This window comes from Streptococcus sp. KHUD_015, from assembly GCF_051106265.1.
In the GTDB taxonomy this organism is placed as follows: domain Bacteria; phylum Bacillota; class Bacilli; order Lactobacillales; family Streptococcaceae; genus Streptococcus.
In genome coordinates, this window is the sequence record NZ_CP193665.1 from 1903709 (window position 1) to 1920747 (window position 17039).

Genomic DNA, 17039 nt, shown 5'->3' on the forward strand with positions numbered 1-17039 from the left:
TTCATCTTTTTCCCAATAGAAACAAGCAATTGTCAAAAATCTTAAATAGAAATCCCTAATGTCCGACTCATGATCACCACAAGAGCCAACAAACAGAAAGCAACCCCATTCACAATCATGTGAAGCAAGATAGACATTTCCAAACGTTGGGTCTTGTAAGCCGTCCAAGATAGAACGATCGACATACCTCCATAGATAAGAAGGGAAGGTAAATTGGTCGGTAAATGAAGCAAGGCAAAGATAATAGCACCGACTATATAACCCACATTTTCTTTACCACGAAAGAGTTTTTTGGGAATCACTCCTCGACATAAAATCTCCTCACAGATAGGAGCTATTAGAACGAGTAAGAAAAAACTGGAAATCAAGGAAGAATTCTGGACCAGATCATTAATGTTTGATTGGTTGCTGGTTGTTGTTTCATTCCTCAAATGTAACAATAATACACCCGAAATATTACTAATAAGAATGACTAAATAACTTACGGCTAATCTAGCCAAGTCCTTTGCCTTGAAAAACGATAAACTAAAACTAGCCAACTGTGATTTTCTAGCACCTATGATAAATACAGTTAAAACCACAAGAGATAAGGTCCCTACTAATAGTCCAGTTTGAAGCAGTGGAAATTTTCTGCTAGTTAGAAAAGTTGCTAGAGCCAAAGGAAACTGAGAAAACAAAAGCCCTACTAGAAAGATTATTAGCCACTTCCCCCTGTTTAATACTTCACTCCAAATATTCTTTTGTATCATCAATCATCCTCCTATCATTTAATCAAAATCACCTACTTAGTTTGAAGCAATTTTCAGATAACTATAATATAAAAAGGGGAGACCCCCTTTTTATATTATAGCATTTATAGGGCCATGCTGATATAGTTAAGGATAAACAAGGCATCCAAAATCCAAATCATTACATGAACATCTTTAGCTTGACCTTTAACAATTTTAGTCAAAGTGTAAGTCAAGAAACCAACTGCAATCCCTTGAGTGATAGAGTAGCTGAATCCCATAAAGATAGATGTGAAGAAAGCAGGAACCGCTTCAGACATATCATCCCAATGAATATTTTTCAAGCTACCAAGCATCATAATCCCAACAATAATCAAGATTGGAGCTGTAGCAGATGAAGGTACGATAGCGAGAAGTGGGCTAAAGAAACTTGAAATCGCGAAACAGATAGCTACAACCAAGGCTGTCAAACCAGTACGTCCACCTGCACCGATACCAGCTGCAGATTCAACATAAGTCGTTACGTTTGAAGTACCTGCGATGGCACCAATTGAAGTACCAATCAAGTCTGAATAAAGAGCCTTGTCTAACTTATCTGATTGGTGATTTTCACCGTTTGTCGCTACGATACCAACTTTTTCACCTGTACCAATCAAGGTACCAATTGTGTCAAAAATATCTGTCAATGAGAAGGCAAGAATAGCCATAAGGGTTTCAGGCAAGCGAGCTGTATCTGAAATCAAAGCTCCCATCCCTTCTGAACCAAGAGCTGCACCAAAGACTGTCTTCAAATCTTCAAAAGCTGCACCAACATGGTTATTAGCAAAATCAATACTAGACAAATCAACCAAACCAACCGCAATAGCAAGAACAGTTGTTGTCAAGATAGAGAGAATAATTCCCCCTTTAATCCCTTTGATAACAAAGAAGATGGTAATGGCAAGTCCTGCAAGTGCCACCAAAACAGCTGGATTATTAAAGTCAACCAATCCTGGAACTGCTGAAGAGTTCGCTGCAATCGTTGCTTGGGCTTTGTCAGCCCCTTCTCCTACAACAGTATAGTTGCCTGGATCAATCGTAAATTTCAAAAGTCCAGCATTCTTAATCCCTACATAGGCAAGAAAGACACCGATACCCGCTGAAATAGCTGAACGAAGGGCATTGGGAATCGATTCAATGATCATTTTACGAACATTTGTCAAGGTAATAATCAATGAAATAATCCCACAGATGAAGACCATAGCCAAGGCTTCTTGCCAAGAATAACCAAGTCCAAATACGACTGTAAAAGTAAAGAAAGCATTCAGCCCCATACCTGGAGCTTGGGCATATGGCAAGTTAGCGTAGAAAGCCATCATCAAGGTACCAGCAACGGCACCGATAATCGTCGCTAGGAAGACACCCTGAGCAGGCATCCCTGTTTGCGAAAGCATTTGTGGGTTTACAAAGAGAATATAGCTCATTGCAAAGAAAGTTGTTAAACCAGCGAGAACCTCTGTACGAACGTCTGTACCGTTCTCTTTTAGTTTAAATAATTTGTCCATCATCAATCTCCTTTTAATTTTTACGAACAATAATAGAATTATATCATTTATCATTCACTTTTTCAATATCTTTGTTTGATTTATTTAAGAATTTGATGCAATTCCATTTTTCGTTTGGAATCTGCTTTTCTGCCTGCTTTTTGTTATAATAGAAGACATCTTATCTGGAAAGACACTAGAAAGGTTTATATGACGAAGAAAATTATTGCAGTTGACCTGGATGGAACCCTGCTCAACTCAGACAGTCAGATTTCTGACTTTACCAAAGAAACAATTAAAAAAGTTGCTGAAAAAGGGCATCAGGTTATTATTACGACAGGTCGCCCTTACCGCATGTCAAAAGATTTCTACCGTGAACTAGGCTTAGACACTCCTATGATTAATTTCAACGGCTCCCTCACTCATTTACCAGACCAAGTTTGGAACTTTGAAAAGTGTTTGACTGTAGACAAAAAATATCTTTTAGATATGGTTCAACGTTCAGAAGACATTCAAGCCGATTTTATCGCTGGAGAATATCGTAAAAAATTCTACATTACAAATCCCAATGAAGAAATTGCCAATCCCAAACTATTTGGTGTAGAAGCTTTCCAGCCTGAAAATCAATTCCAGCCTGAATTGGTGACCAAGGACCCTAATTGTATTCTGTTGCAGACCAGAGCCAGTGACAAATATGCCTTGGCAAAAGAAATGAACGCCTTCTACCAGTATCAACTTTCTATTAATACCTGGGGTGGACCTCTCAATATCCTTGAGTGTACACCCAAAGGGGTTAATAAGGCCTTTGCTTTGGACTACTTGCTCAAGGTAATGAACCGTGATAAAAAGGATTTGATTGCCTTTGGAGATGAACACAATGATACCGAAATGCTCGCTTTTGCTGGGAAGGGCTATGCCATGAAAAATGCCAATCCAGACCTACTCCCTTATGCGGATGAGCAAATCGCCCTGACCAATGACCAAGATGGAGTCGCCAAAACCCTGCAAGATTTATTCTTATAGTCCATTCTGACCAGCTTGCGAACTGGTCTTTGTGCTCTTTTCACAGTCTCATCAACCAGTTAATCGATTGTTCTATTTTCACCTCCAAAACCTTGGAAAAGGCTTTCTTTTGTGATATAATTCACATATAAATACAAGAGAGCTCGTCACACTCGACTCTGTTGACACATAATCAATCCAGTCCTGTTGTCCCTGTTCTCGGCCAATATCAAGGAGGATAGCTATGAAAGCTGTTGTTGTAAATCCAGAAAGCACTGGTGTTGCTGTTGAAGAAAAAGTACTCCGTCCACTTGAAACTGGGGAAGCACTTGTAGAGATTGAATACTGTGGTGTTTGCCACACTGACCTCCACGTTGCCCATGGTGACTTTGGTCAAGTACCAGGACGTGTCCTAGGACACGAAGGTGTTGGTATCGTTAAAGAAATTGCACCAGACGTTAAAAGTCTTAAAGTCGGCGACCGCGTCAGCGTTGCTTGGTTCTTTGAAGGATGTGGTACTTGCGAATACTGTACTACTGGCCGTGAAACTCTTTGCCGTACAGTAAAAAATGCCGGCTATTCAGTAGATGGTGGTATGGCTGAACAATGTATCGTAACTGCAGACTATGCTGTCAAAGTTCCTGACGGACTTGATCCAGCCCAAGCTTCTTCTATCACATGTGCCGGTGTAACAACCTATAAAGCTATTAAAGAAGCAAAAGTCGAACCAGGCCAATGGATTGTTCTTTACGGTGCTGGTGGACTTGGTAACCTAGCTGTTCAATACGCTAAAAAAGTATTCAATGCTCATGTCATCGCAGTTGATATCAACAACGACAAACTTGCCCTTGCAAAAGAAGTCGGTGCTGATATCGTTATTAACGGCCTAGAAGTTGATGATGTACCAGGACTCATCAAAGAAAAAACAAATGGAGGTGCTCACTCAGCTGTCGTAACTGCTGTGTCTAAAGTTGCCTTCAATCAGGCTGTTGACTCCGTTCGTGCTGGTGGACGCGTGGTTGCTGTTGGTCTTCCTTCTGAAATGATGGAACTTAGTATCGTGAAAACAGTTCTCGATGGAATCCAAGTTATCGGTTCTCTTGTTGGAACTCGTAAAGACTTGGAAGAAGCCTTCCAATTCGGTGCAGAAGGTCTAGTAGTCCCAGTTGTTCAAAAACGTCCAGTCGAAGATGCTGTAGCAATTTTCGACGAAATGGAAAAAGGTCAAATCCAAGGACGTATGGTACTCGACTTCACCCACTAATTTAATAAAAACCTATTTTAAAAGTTGGAATGCGTTTCCAACTTTTTTTATATTAAATTTTTAAAATAAGGATCATTTTCTTCTCAAAAACATTAGTATATCAACATTTCGAAACATCTGTATTTTGTTTTTAAAAAAATTCTATATCAAATAGTTGATTTTTTTATGAAAACGGTTTATACTAATCTAGTCTTAAAGTTTTCTTAAACAATGGGCACAACATTTTATAAGGAGGAATGACAATAATGAGTATCGGAATCATTATTGCGAGCCACGGTGAATTCGCTGCAGGTATTCATCAGTCAGGATCTATGATTTTTGGTGAACAAGAAAAGGTTCAAGTTGTAACCTTTATGCCAAATGAAGGTCCAGATGACCTATATGCTAAATTTAACAACGCTGTGGCTGCATTTGACGCAGAAGATGAGGTGCTAGTTTTGGCTGACCTTTGGAGTGGTTCTCCATTCAACCAAGCTAGTCGCGTGATGGGAGAAAATCCTGATCGTCAGTTTGCCATCATCACAGGACTTAACTTACCGATGTTAATCCAAGCCTATACAGAGCGCCTCATGGACGCTACAGCAGGCGTGGAAAAAGTCGCTGCGAATATTATCAAAGAAGCCAAAGATGGCATCAAAGCTCTTCCAGAAGAGTTAAATCCAGTTGAAGAAGTTGCAAGTGCTGCAGCTGCTCCAGTTGCCCAAGCTGCTATCCCAGAAGGAACTGTTATCGGTGACGGTAAACTGAAAATCAATCTTGCCCGTCTAGACACTCGTTTACTTCACGGTCAGGTTGCAACTGCTTGGACTCCAGATTCAAAAGCAGACCGTATCATCGTTGCTTCAGATAACGTAGCTAAAGACGAATTACGTAAAGAATTGATTAAACAAGCAGCTCCAGGTAAAGTGAAAGCAAACGTTGTTCCTATCCAAAAACTAATCGACGTTGCAAAAGATCCTCGCTTCGGAGAAACACATGCCCTTATCTTGTTTGAAACACCTCAAGATGCCCTTCGTGCTATCGAAGGTGGCGTGCCAATCAAAACTCTTAATGTTGGATCAATGGCTCACTCAACTGGTAAAACAATGGTTAACAACGTTTTGTCTATGGACAAAGAAGACGTTGCTACATTTGAAAAAATGCGTGACCTTGGTGTTGAATTTGATGTACGTAAAGTACCAAACGACACGAAAAAAGATTTGTTTGACTTGATCAACAAAGCAAACGTGCAATAATCGATTTTATGAAAGGATTTTAAAGATGTCTATTATTTCTATGGTTTTAGTAGTCGTTGTAGCCTTCCTAGCAGGTCTTGAAGGTATCCTCGACCAGTTCCAATTCCATCAACCAATCGTAGCTTGTACCCTTATCGGTCTTGTTACTGGTAACCTTGAAGCAGGGATTATCCTTGGTGGTTCTCTTCAAATGATCGCCCTTGGTTGGGCTAACATCGGAGCTGCCGTAGCTCCTGATGCTGCTCTTGCTTCTGTTGCTGCTGCCATTATCATGGTTCTTGGTGGCGACTTTACTAAAACAGGTATCGGTGTTGCCCAAGCGGTTGCTATCCCTCTTGCAGTTGCTGGTCTATTCTTGACTATGATTGTCCGTACACTCTCTGTCGGATTGGTTCACACTGCTGATGCTTCTGCTAAAAAAGGTGACTTCAAAGCAGTTGAACGTGCTCACTTTGTCGCACTTCTTCTTCAAGGTCTTCGTATTGCAGTCCCTGCAGCACTCCTTCTAATGGTACCAACTGAAACAGTACAAAGCATTCTAAATGCTATGCCTGATTGGCTTAAAGATGGTATGGCTATCGGTGGTGGTATGGTTGTTGCCGTTGGTTACGCTATGGTTATCAACATGATGGCAACTCGTGAAGTATGGCCATTCTTCGCTATCGGTTTCGTGCTTGCTGCCGTGTCAGATATTACTCTAATCGGATTTGGTGCTATCGGTGTTGCTATCGCTCTTATCTACCTTCACCTTTCTAAAACTGGTGGAAACGGTGGCGGTGGAGCCGCAACTTCTAACGACCCAATCGGCGATATCCTAGAAGACTACTAAGATAAGAAAGGACTGAAAACATCATGACTGAAAAACTTCAATTAACTAAATCAGATCGTAAAAAAGTTTGGTGGCGTTCAACTTTCTTACAAGGTTCTTGGAACTATGAACGTATGCAAAACTTGGGTTGGGCTTACTCATTAATTCCAGCTCTTAAAAAACTCTACACTAAAAAAGAAGATCAAATCGCTGCTCTTGAACGCCATCTTGAGTTCTTCAACACTCACCCATACGTAGCCGCTCCAATCATGGGGGTTACTCTTGCACTTGAAGAAGAACGTGCTAACGGTGTTGAAATTGATGACGCTGCTATCCAAGGGGTTAAAATCGGTATGATGGGACCTCTTGCTGGTATCGGTGACCCAGTATTCTGGTTTACAGTACGCCCAATCCTTGGATCACTCGGTGCTTCACTTGCCCTTACTGGTAATATCTTAGGTCCAATCCTCTTCTTCGTTCTTTGGAACTTGATTCGTATGTCATTCTTGTGGTATACACAAGAGATTGGATACAAGGCTGGATCAGAAATCACTAAAGACATGTCTGGCGGTATCCTTCAAGACATCACTAAAGGAGCTTCTATCCTTGGTATGTTCATTCTTGCTGTCCTTGTTCAACGTTGGGTAAATATTAAATTTGCTTTCGATGTTGCCAAAGTTCAACTAGATGAAAAAGCTTATATCCATTGGGATAAATTGCCAGAAGGATCTAAAGGTATCCAAGAAGCATTCGCACAAGTAGGACAAGGATTGTCTCAAACACCTGAAAAAGTTACTACTTTCCAACAAAACTTGGATATGTTGATTCCTGGACTATCAGGACTACTCCTTACTTTCCTTTGCATGTACTTGCTTAAGAAAAAAGTATCTCCAATCACTATTATCCTTGCACTCTTCGCAGTGGGTATTGTGGCACATGTTCTTCACATCATGTAATCAAACAACTTAAAAGGAATCAGGTTCTAAACCTGATTCCTTTTTTCTATGCTTTTATTCTGCCAAGGCTCCCATTGGATCCCAAGGTGCAAGTACGATTGGTTCTGCTTCATAAGCAGCTTGTTCTTCTGCTGTCAGCAATTCCTTACGGACAACGATTTGGTATGTGTATTCGTCCATCCAAGCGTCTGAGGCAACAAAGTAACCATCTGTACCGACCTTATCTCCCCAAGAGTTTTCAACCTTCCACTTGGTTGATTTGCCATTTTCGTCCAAATCCACACCTGTCAAGACCATGGCGTGGGTCATCAAGCTTTCGCTGTAATCCAAACGTCCAGCCTTGTCTTGAGTGAGTTGAATGTCCATGCTTGATTCGAAATCATAAACATCTGTCGCAAGGATTCCAGCTTTGCGGTTGCTGAGCTGGCCAACATCTGAACCAAACCAAACAGTTTCTCCTGTTTGCATTTGAGCAATCGCCAATTCTTTCAAGCGTTCCATCGGTACGTTGATGTAGCGAACTGCACGGCTACCAACCACATTTCCTAACATCTCAACTGTGTAAGATTGTCCGTAAGGCTTGTCAGCAGTTGGAGCATTGATAACAGAAACATAGTCTTCTAGAGGAAGATTGACATATTTCTTGTAAAATTCCTGTGGCGTGATACCCTTTTCGCTTTGGTAGTTGTTATCCTTATCACGATAAGCAAAGTCAAATTTACGTGGTGGAAGGCCTAGTGACATAGCAAGGAAGTTAAAGATTTCTTGCAAGAGATCTTCTTTCTTAGCTTGAACAGTCGCTTGGTCTGCGCCAGAAGCAAGCAAGTCACGCAAGATTTGGGCATCTTGACGAAGCAATTTGTTAAGGATTGCATTTAACTCACGGCTACTGCTAGATGAAACGGACTCAGGGTAAACTGACTTAGGCACGACACCGTATTTCTCAAAGAGAGAAACGACCATATCCCACTGACCACCATCTTGTTGCGGTGTTTGAAGTAGGAATTTAACCTTACGGCTCGTCAAATCTTGGTCTGCAGTCGCAATCACTTGCTCCAAGAACCAGTTTGATTTCTCATACTTGTCCCAGAAGAATGTGTGGGCCTGTGATAACTCAAAATTTTCTAGTTTGTATTGTGAGATGAGCTTGTGGCGGAAAGTGTTGAGAGCCGCAAACATCCAGCAACGACCAGACGCTTTCTGGTTTGTTACCTTGTCCTTGGTCAAATCCAATGAGAAAACAGGTGTGTTGTCTACATGGCTTTGGCGACGTTCTAGAGCTGCAAAAATTCCGTTATGGCTAGCAGCATTTTCAATCGCTTGGTATTTTACATTTGCTTCATAGTTGGCAAATAGTTTATCAGTAAATGATTCTTGAATCGCGTTCATAGATTCCTCCTTTTATTCTACAGTCTATTATAACGCTTTTCACAAAGTAAGCAACTGAAAAACATAAAAGGCAAGGATATTCTTCCTCACCTTTTTCTGATATAAACCCAATTAAGCAATACTCGCAAGAAGAACTTCTAATTCCTCCTTGGTCAAGCGACGCCATTCTCCTCGTTGCAAGTTCTCGTCTAAAATCAGAGTTCCCATAGTCAAACGCTGTAGGTCTACTACTTCCTTACCACAGTATGCCACCATACGTTTGACCTGATGGAACTTCCCTTCTGCAATGGTCACACGGATTTTGCTTTGATTCTTTTCTGTATCTATGGACACAAGCTCCAGTTTAGCGGGCTGACAGGTAAAATCTTTGAGCGGAATTCCCTTAGCAAATGTCTCCACATCTTCTTGGGTCATGATTCCCTTGACTTGTGCCAGATACGTCTTGTCCACATGACGCTTGGGAGAAAGAAGAGCATGAGCCAACTGACCATCATTGGTCAGGAGCAGGAGTCCATGCGTATCAATATCCAAGCGCCCTACTGGGAAAACTTCCTTGCTCCGAGCAATATCATCCAACAAGTCCAGAACAGTTCTGTGCTTGGGATCCTCAGTCGCTGAAATAACTCCTTGGGGCTTGTTCATCATATAATAGACAAACTCCTCATACTCCAGCACTTGACCATCAAAGCAAATCTCATCTATTTTTTCATCAATCTGCAATTTAGCTGATTTCTCTTTTTTACCATTTACCGTCACGCGCCCAGCCTTGAGCATGTTTTTGACCTCAGTCCGGCTCCCCACAGCGCAGGCAACTAAAAATTTATCCAATCTCATAGAACTATTATATCATAATCAAAAGGAGGCTAGTACAATGACCAACCTCCTTTTCATTTCATACTCTTCAAAAATCTCTTCAAACTACGTCAACGTCGCCTTGCCGTGGGTATATGTTACTGACTTCGTCAGTTCTATCTGCAACCTCAAAACAGTGTTTTGAGCTGACTTCGTCAATTCTATCCACAACCTCAAAGCAGTGCTTTGAGCAGCCCGCGGCTAGTTTCCTAGTTTGCTATTTGATTTTCATTGAGTATCAGATTTAGGAAATTAACTACCTCGTCTCCAGAAAATCGCTAAGACAATCATGGAACCTAGTACTGCCGGAATAATGGCAGTTCCTGCTATTATCGGTCCCCAAGTCCCAAAAAGCAAATGGCCTATAAAGGCACCAATCCATCCGAGAAACATTTTTCCAAAACATCCCATGCGTTCTCCACGATTGGTCAGAGTACCTGCTAAAAATCCCACTAGGAGACCAACGAACATACTTCCTAACATATTATCTCCTTAATTTGCCCAATCTCCGTTACGGAAGAGTGGTACACGTGTCCCATCCTCACGGATACCATCGATATCCATTTGACTAGACCCAATCATAAAGTCCACATGAACATCTGAACGGTTAAGCCCTGCAGCTTCAAGTTCCTCTTCGCTCATCTCTGCTCCACCAACGACGCTAGTCGCATAGGCTGCACCGATAGCCAAGTGGTTTGAAGCATTCTCATCGAAAAGGGTGTTAAAGAAGGTAATGCCTGACTGAGAAATTGGGCTTGGATCTGGTACCAAGGCACATTCACCTAAGGCACGCGCACCCGCATTTTCAAAGACAAGATCCTTCATAACCTGATCACCCTTCTCAGCAGTGATATCTACGATTTGTCCATCCTTGAAGGTCACCTTAATACCCTCTATGATGTTTCCATTATAACTAAGCGGTTTTGTAGAGCTTACATAACCATCTGCGCAACGGAAGTCAGGCGCTGTGAAGACTTCCTCTGTCGGCATATTTGGCAAGAATCCTTCGCCCTGCGCATTGATAGCACCAGCTGATTCCCAAACGTGGTTCTTTGGCAAACCAAGTGTCAAATCTGTCCCTGGCGCTGTGTAGTGAAGGGCTGAAAATTGTTCTTTATTAAGCATATCTGCCTTGCTCTTGAGGATAGCTGCATGCTCTTCCCAAGCCTTAACAGGATCTTCTTCATAGACACGGCAAGTTTTGAAAATTTGGTCCCAAAGGAGATCGACTGCTTCTTCATCGCTCGCAGCATTTGGAAATACTTTCTTAGCCCACTCAAGTCCAGCAGCGGCTGCTACCGTCCAGCTAACCTTGTTGGATTGAGTTGCGATTCGCATTGGTTTCATGGCAAGTCCCATAGCTTTAGCAGAAGCTGATAGCTTGTCAGCATCCACACCGTTCAAGGCACCTGGATCAGATGAACGAACTCCAAGACGGCTAGCTTTGTTCTCCAAAAGATAGTTCATCTCAGCAATCTTGTATTCTGGCACATTGTCCAAACGCTCCATCGGCGCATGGAGGAATTTCTCACGGTTAATGACATCATCTGTCCACTGAACGATGACCTCATGCGCACCCAAGGCATAAGCTTCTTTGACGATTAAGTGAGCCAACTCACGTTGCTCCACATCTATAGAGAGAGCCAAAGTATGACCAGGTTGCACGTTAATTCCGTTCGCAACCAACAATTTCGCATATTTTTCTAGATTTTCTTTAAAATTTGGTAAAACCATGTAATTTTCTCTTTTCTATTTTTATTTTTCTTTCAAAGCAGAGAATAATCCTGCTAAAGCAATAGCACCTGACAAGAGTGCTGTTGATAGAAGAATTGTCTGATCAGCAAGTTCTAATTGATATTCAAATACCTTCTCAGCCGGCTTATCTTCCGCGAATATTCTTAGTTTCATGAGAACCCCCTTAAAATTTATTAAAACAAATCACTATGACTGCCTGTCCTCAGCAAATTTAAAATCAATTCTTCCTTGTCTACTTTATAAACCAAAAGCCAATCTGGCTGGATATGGCATTCACGAACTCCTTGAAAATGCTTGGATGCCGTCAATTGATGATCACGATATCTAGCAAGAAGTTCTTTTTCTTGAACAAGAAAATTTAAAACTTCTTCTAATAATTCTGCCTTCAAACCACGCTTCATTGCCAACTTAAAATCTTTTTTAAACTGTTTATGATAACGAATCTTAAGCACGCAAATCCTCCATCAAGTCAGAGACTGATTCAAAGGATTGGCTCATATTACGATTTTGGTCTAAATCCGTTAATACCTCAAGCAACTTCCGATTCTCGTCTAGTCTAACATCAAAAGGTAATCCCTGATATTGAATAGCTTGACGAAGGAAAATGTTGATGGCAGTCGTCATATCCATCCCCAGATTATTAAACACCTGTTGGGCCTGCTCCTTCACCTCACTATCCAGACGTATGCTCATACTCGTCTTTGACATACTCTCACCCTCTTTCTATAGAATATTTTAACAAAAAAGAAGGCTAATGTAAATCTATTAGATATACATTAGCCTCTTTAAATAGATGATTATCGTTGCTCTGATGACTTATTTTCTATAAAATGATTTACCCTAGTCAAGATCTCTTTTTCCAGTTCTGTTATTTGTTCCGGACCCCAACCAGAATCTTTTTTAGAAGTTATCTCTGCCATCATCTGTAATTTTAAACTCTGGCGATGGAATATATCTTCTTTTTCCCATTGTTTTAATTTAGCTTCTGGATAGGAGTTGCCAAACCTGGAGTTCTGACTATCGGTAATAATACAAAGGTTGCCAAAGGAATGTAAAAACTCAGCAGGTAATTGGCTCTCTCCATCATGTCCATTTGGATTCTGAGGATACCAATGTTCTACGGAGCGACGATAAGCAAATTTAAAATCTTTAAACTCAATATCGTAATCTTTCTTCAATTCTTCACGATTTTTCCATAAAACATAATCTACAAAGTTAAAAGCGTAAACAGGAATTGCCCCATATTTTTTGATACTTTTATCTTCGGTAAACAATCTTTCCTCAGCATATCTCACTGCCATTTTTTCAAGAAAATCCTTAAACTGACTAGCAAATTCTGTTTGATTTAGCTCTTCAATATGGTTAAACAAAAATTGCAAGATTTCATATAACCAACGACTATCACGATTAGCAGTAAAGGTCACAGCAAACATGGATTGAAGGAGGATAATGTTTTGGTTAATTTCCGAATCTGAAAATGTATTCTTAGTAAAGCGTTCTTCAACGATATAATGCTCTTTCGCTTTCCCATTAGGTTGATATTCATAATAAGTCCCCTTCTGTAAAAACCATTCATCCTTATTTCTACTTGAAGAATCCGTATTCGAGTTTCTAATGATGTAATTATCGAAAATATGTTTTATTCTAAGAAGAAATTCACTAAATTCAATAACCCAAGTTTTATCTTTATTTTTTATATCAAATAGTGCTAAGAGTTTCTTATCATCTAGTTGAATCTCATCAGTTTTCTTACCTTCCTCAATTGCCAAAACATGGAGTAAGAATGTTGGAAAATCAATGACTGTAGTATAATCGCCAAAATCTTTTTCTACTTCTATATTTTTTTCATTTATCTTTTTTCCTAATATATCTGATAACTTTCTTCTTTCATTTTGATGAAAATCAATATCATTATAAATATTATGAAATGAGTAATTTGTAAAATGCCATCCAAAAATACGTTCACGTTCTTGAAAGTCATCTGCTCTCTTCCGCCGCATCTTAAACTGACTTGCTACCGGCTTATCAAACTCTGCACAGGCATCCCAAATTCTCGCAAACTTTTGCGCCATTTCTTGATCTGTACCGAACTTAGCCATCATTTGCGCCTTAAGAATCTCATGAGCTTCTAGTTGTTCACCTCGAGAGTTGAAACGTTCGAAATAAAGATTCAAATCTAAATCTTCAGGAAGTATACTCCGAAAAATGATAACCTTCTCAAAAAGATAATCAACGAAAGACTGAAGATCAAGACGGCGCTCCTCTAGCACTTTTTTCAATGCGTCTTTAGCATGTCCGTAACCTCTAGTCAGCTCATTTTCATCGTCCTCTGAAATTTTTTGCTTGGTAAATAGCTTTTGAATATTCTCATTCGATTTCTTCCTAGCTGGAAAGGTAAGATTGACAGCTTTCAATCTATCAAAACCAAACTCATGCTTCAAAGCTAAGGCAATCAAATTAAGGGCTGTTGTCCGTTGTTGCCCATCTATGATTTTGAAAATGTCATTCTCTTTATTAACGACCAATGTTCCAATATAATAATTGTCTCTATTTTCTTGAAAAGCATCTGCTACGTCGTTCAATAACTGCTCAATTTCATCATAAGTCCAAGCAAAATTTCTCTGATAAAGAGGAATAGCATAGGTATCTTCATTTAACAAACGATTAACTGATAAGCTTATATGTGTTTCTACCATTTATCTTTTTCCTCTTCTATAATCCTATCCACAGTATAATTTTCAAATAACTCTCTATCTATCTTGATCATAAAATCATTCGGAGTGACAGCATGGGATAAAAGTTGAAATAGCTTTTGAACCTCTTTTTGTCTAAACCTTCCACCAGCAGCATAGTTCCCAACCGTCGCATCATATATGGCTTTAGATTTAACTCGAGGGTAGTAAGACCAAATAAACAAGGTCTCTACTATCTCCTTTGATAGCTCATCTTTTCCAAATCTATCTGCGAAAAGCAAGCAAATATTTAGAAATAGATTGTGACACTTGAGGTAGCGCCCCTTTGAGCTATTGTAAATGTTTAACATACCTTCTGGGTAAGCTAAATTTTGTTCTTCCTTCTCTGACTCATTAGAGACCCCTAACTGTTTATTTAAAAAATTTTTATGAACTCTAATAGTTTCATGAGCAGATTCAATATACTCAAAAAATTTACTTCCATCAATGATTGGCATAGTAATTGACATAGGGAGATTTTCAATATGACGATACAATTCTAGATATGGAAAGTTCTGATTCAAATCAACGCCTTTAAAATCGTCAATAAAATCCTCTGTAAAGCGGAGATAAGATCCATAACGCTTGTTTGTTAATCCTGTCTCTCCTCGCGACCAACGTCTCATACGAAAAAGATGTTTATCAAACAACTCTTTGAGACTTAACTCTTTATCCTCTACAAATTGCTCCCACTTTTCCACAATTCTTTCGTCTTCGGAATCTTGCTTGCGAAGATGATAAGCTTTGAGCAAATCATGAGGTTCTAAAGATTTTCCACGATTATTCTGAGAATCAAATAACTGAAAGGCTTCTGATAATCGTTCTTGGGGCATAGTAATCACAGAGACAGCACAATTCTCTAATAAAAAGTTGCAAATATCTTTTGCCTCATTTTCGCCAACTAATTGAGTTAAATTTTTCCACTCATTATAATTTTCACTCGCATGATAGCAAGATATCTCTCCAAATTCTTCAGCACTCAACAGTTGATTCGCACCCTTATAATTCTCTAAATCATCTAACGAATGAAGAAACAAAGAAATTGAAATTAGCCGTTGCTGTCCATCGACAATATCTAAGTGTCCATCATTTTCATGCAGGATAACGGATCCAATCTGATATTCCTTTTTCCCCATAGCATCTCGTAAATCATAAAAAAGATTACGGATATGTTTTCTGTTCCATTTATAAGGTCTTTGATAAGAAGGAATTCGCAAGTCCCCTTCTTCCAATAGTTCTCCAACCTTTTTAGAAGTAAATTGAATACTCATTTTATCCTCATTTATATTTATCTATCATTTCTTGAACTGTTCGCTTCATATCCTCTACTAAAATCCGAGGAGACAAAACAGTAACTGCTTCCCCTTGTCCCAGCAACCAGCGTTTAAGACCCGGTGTATGCTGACTTTCAAACTGAAAATGAGTCCAGTCACCATTTTTCCCAACTATTTTTGCATTTGGAAATTGATCCATCACAATAGTCGGATCATTCAAATACTCGATCTCAATACTGATTTTCTTCCCGATAAAAGCATCCACTCTCTCGTTACGAATGTCACCATCTCTAAATTTATCTCGATAAGAAATAGAGGGTTTCTCTATACCACTAAGAGACCATGACTCGATACGGTCTACTCTTAAAGTAATATAAGTAGCATGTTTCAACTGGTAAACAACCAGATAGAAATAATGACTATCATAGTAAAGAGAGACTGGTAAAACAGTCTGCCTCTTAGAAGATTCAGAATAAGGTTTTTGATAGATAATGTCTAGAACCTGTTCATGCAAAATAGCTTCTGATAAATTCCAAATTTTCTCTATTCTATTTTGCTGATCCGCTAAGGGAGCATAATTGAGCTTTTCACTACCAATAATCTTCTCGATTTCTTTCTGGTCATCACGAGGAACTAAAACCAGTAAATTTTTTAGTAAGCTATCAATTTCTGGCCGATTCAATGCTCGATTTTCCAATAAAATCTTTGAAATAACGAGTATATCCTTTTTATTAAAAACTGACTTACTTGCTAAACAATACTTATTCGTCTTACGGTTATAAAGCAAATCTCCACTATAACTGGTGTTACTAGATAAAATATCACGGAGTAGCGAAAAATCTCTCTGTATCGTCTTTTTACTAACCTCAAATTCCTGAACCAGTTGCTTTTTTCCTAATGGAATCCCAAACTGTAAGCGTAAAAAGATCGTTAGTAATCTCTCTTGATCATTCATCTAAAGTCCTTTTTATTCATCTTCAAGCGATGTTAGACACGCTATCATTCCCCACTTAAAACGCACAATCAAACGAGATTGAACATTTTTCAACTGATCTGGTTCAGAATTACCAGATAAAACAATTTGCGTTTTCCTACCAAAGAAAGAATTAAAGAGGTTAAAAATTTTTTCTTGAATCATATCATCTTTTTCTCCCAATACCTGAATATCATCTACTAGTAGAAGATCCAACTCCTCACCTCTAATTTTTTGTATTTCTAGCTCATTTTCTAATAAGTTTTCGGCAGAAATATATTTTACTCGCTTTTCTGGATTTTTCTCAAGAACCTTATTACCAATAGCTTGTAGCAGATGTGTTTTTCCTGAACCCGATTCCCCATAAATATAAAATGGATTGTATTTTAAGCCTAAGTTCTTTACTACTTCTAAGGCTTCTTTCTTTGCTAAAGCATTGCCATCTTTTTCTAGAAAATTTTCAAGTTGATATTTGTTATTTAAGCCTGTATTGTTCATCATTTAAACCTCTTTTTCTTTTGTACTATAAGTATAACAAAACAGATGGA

General features: G+C 39.3%; 18 protein-coding genes. 5 read left to right on the forward strand and 13 right to left on the reverse strand.

The window, feature by feature from the left end:
* Positions 1–41 precede the first annotated feature (41 nt).
* Together ACORHU_RS08975 and ACORHU_RS08980 are read right to left on the reverse strand one after the other, a co-directional pair.
* A complete protein-coding gene (locus tag ACORHU_RS08975) occupies positions 42–749 on the reverse strand; it encodes a lysostaphin resistance A-like protein (protein WP_434364400.1) in 708 nt (235 codons plus the stop codon).
* Between the two features lie 104 nt (positions 750–853).
* Complete coding sequence (locus ACORHU_RS08980; protein ID WP_140833300.1) at positions 854–2272, reverse strand: NCS2 family permease; 1419 nt, start codon at positions 2270–2272, stop codon at positions 854–856.
* 189 nt (positions 2273–2461) lie between these two features.
* Here ACORHU_RS08980 and ACORHU_RS08985 point away from each other — a divergent pair, with 189 nt between their 5' ends.
* The 5 genes from ACORHU_RS08985 to ACORHU_RS09005 all read left to right on the forward strand — a co-directional run bounded on the left by ACORHU_RS08985 (position 2462) and on the right by ACORHU_RS09005 (position 7516).
* The gene (locus tag ACORHU_RS08985; RefSeq protein WP_140833298.1) at positions 2462–3274 is read left to right on the forward strand and encodes a Cof-type HAD-IIB family hydrolase; all 813 of its coding nucleotides are present in this window, start codon (positions 2462–2464) and stop codon (positions 3272–3274) included.
* A gap of 223 nt (positions 3275–3497) precedes the next feature.
* On the forward strand, positions 3498–4517 hold the full coding sequence (gene adhP / locus ACORHU_RS08990; protein WP_434364401.1) for an alcohol dehydrogenase AdhP: 1020 nt from the start codon (positions 3498–3500) through the stop codon (positions 4515–4517).
* Positions 4518–4762: 245 nt separating this feature from the next.
* Entirely contained in the window at positions 4763–5752 is a 990-nt protein-coding gene (locus tag ACORHU_RS08995; protein ID WP_434364402.1) for a PTS sugar transporter subunit IIB, read from the forward strand.
* A gap of 25 nt (positions 5753–5777) precedes the next feature.
* On the forward strand, positions 5778–6581 hold the full coding sequence (locus ACORHU_RS09000; protein WP_000022716.1) for a PTS mannose/fructose/sorbose transporter subunit IIC: 804 nt from the start codon (positions 5778–5780) through the stop codon (positions 6579–6581).
* Between the two features lie 23 nt (positions 6582–6604).
* Complete coding sequence (locus tag ACORHU_RS09005) at positions 6605–7516, forward strand: PTS system mannose/fructose/sorbose family transporter subunit IID (protein ID WP_033676082.1); 912 nt, start codon at positions 6605–6607, stop codon at positions 7514–7516.
* Between the two features lie 54 nt (positions 7517–7570).
* Here ACORHU_RS09005 and pepC read toward each other — a convergent pair whose 3' ends face one another.
* The 11 genes from pepC to ACORHU_RS09060 form a co-directional block, all read right to left on the reverse strand.
* Positions 7571–8905, reverse strand: a complete 1335-nt coding sequence (pepC, locus tag ACORHU_RS09010; protein ID WP_434364403.1) for an aminopeptidase C — start codon at positions 8903–8905, stop codon at positions 7571–7573.
* Positions 8906–9016: 111 nt separating this feature from the next.
* Entirely contained in the window at positions 9017–9739 is a 723-nt protein-coding gene (locus ACORHU_RS09015; protein WP_434364404.1) for a pseudouridine synthase, read from the reverse strand.
* A 270-nt stretch (positions 9740–10009) separates the two neighbouring features.
* Positions 10010–10240: a GlsB/YeaQ/YmgE family stress response membrane protein gene (locus tag ACORHU_RS09020; RefSeq protein WP_000901572.1), complete on the reverse strand. Its 231-nt coding sequence runs from the start codon at positions 10238–10240 to the stop codon at positions 10010–10012.
* A gap of 9 nt (positions 10241–10249) precedes the next feature.
* Entirely contained in the window at positions 10250–11491 is a 1242-nt protein-coding gene (locus ACORHU_RS09025; protein ID WP_434364405.1) for an aminopeptidase, read from the reverse strand.
* A gap of 21 nt (positions 11492–11512) precedes the next feature.
* Positions 11513–11665, reverse strand: a complete 153-nt coding sequence (locus tag ACORHU_RS09030; RefSeq protein WP_000776626.1) for a hypothetical protein — start codon at positions 11663–11665, stop codon at positions 11513–11515.
* 20 nt (positions 11666–11685) lie between these two features.
* On the reverse strand, positions 11686–11964 hold the full coding sequence (locus tag ACORHU_RS09035; RefSeq protein WP_434364406.1) for a type II toxin-antitoxin system RelE/ParE family toxin: 279 nt from the start codon (positions 11962–11964) through the stop codon (positions 11686–11688).
* On the reverse strand, positions 11957–12220 hold the full coding sequence (locus tag ACORHU_RS09040) for a type II toxin-antitoxin system RelB/DinJ family antitoxin (protein WP_000047859.1): 264 nt from the start codon (positions 12218–12220) through the stop codon (positions 11957–11959). Before ACORHU_RS09040 ends, ACORHU_RS09035 begins: the two co-directional genes overlap by 8 nt.
* Positions 12221–12309: 89 nt before the next feature.
* Positions 12310–14208, reverse strand: coding sequence for a DUF262 domain-containing protein (locus ACORHU_RS09045; RefSeq protein WP_434364407.1), 1899 nt, complete (start codon positions 14206–14208; stop codon positions 12310–12312).
* Positions 14202–15515, reverse strand: a complete 1314-nt coding sequence (locus ACORHU_RS09050; protein ID WP_261064266.1) for a DUF262 domain-containing protein — start codon at positions 15513–15515, stop codon at positions 14202–14204. The genes ACORHU_RS09045 and ACORHU_RS09050 overlap by 7 nt, the downstream gene beginning before the upstream one ends.
* A gap of 7 nt (positions 15516–15522) precedes the next feature.
* The gene (locus ACORHU_RS09055) at positions 15523–16473 is read right to left on the reverse strand and encodes a helix-turn-helix transcriptional regulator (protein WP_293960101.1); all 951 of its coding nucleotides are present in this window, start codon (positions 16471–16473) and stop codon (positions 15523–15525) included.
* Between the two features lie 12 nt (positions 16474–16485).
* Positions 16486–16992, reverse strand: coding sequence for a DnaA/Hda family protein (locus tag ACORHU_RS09060; RefSeq protein ID WP_261064269.1), 507 nt, complete (start codon positions 16990–16992; stop codon positions 16486–16488).
* Positions 16993–17039 lie beyond the last annotated feature (47 nt).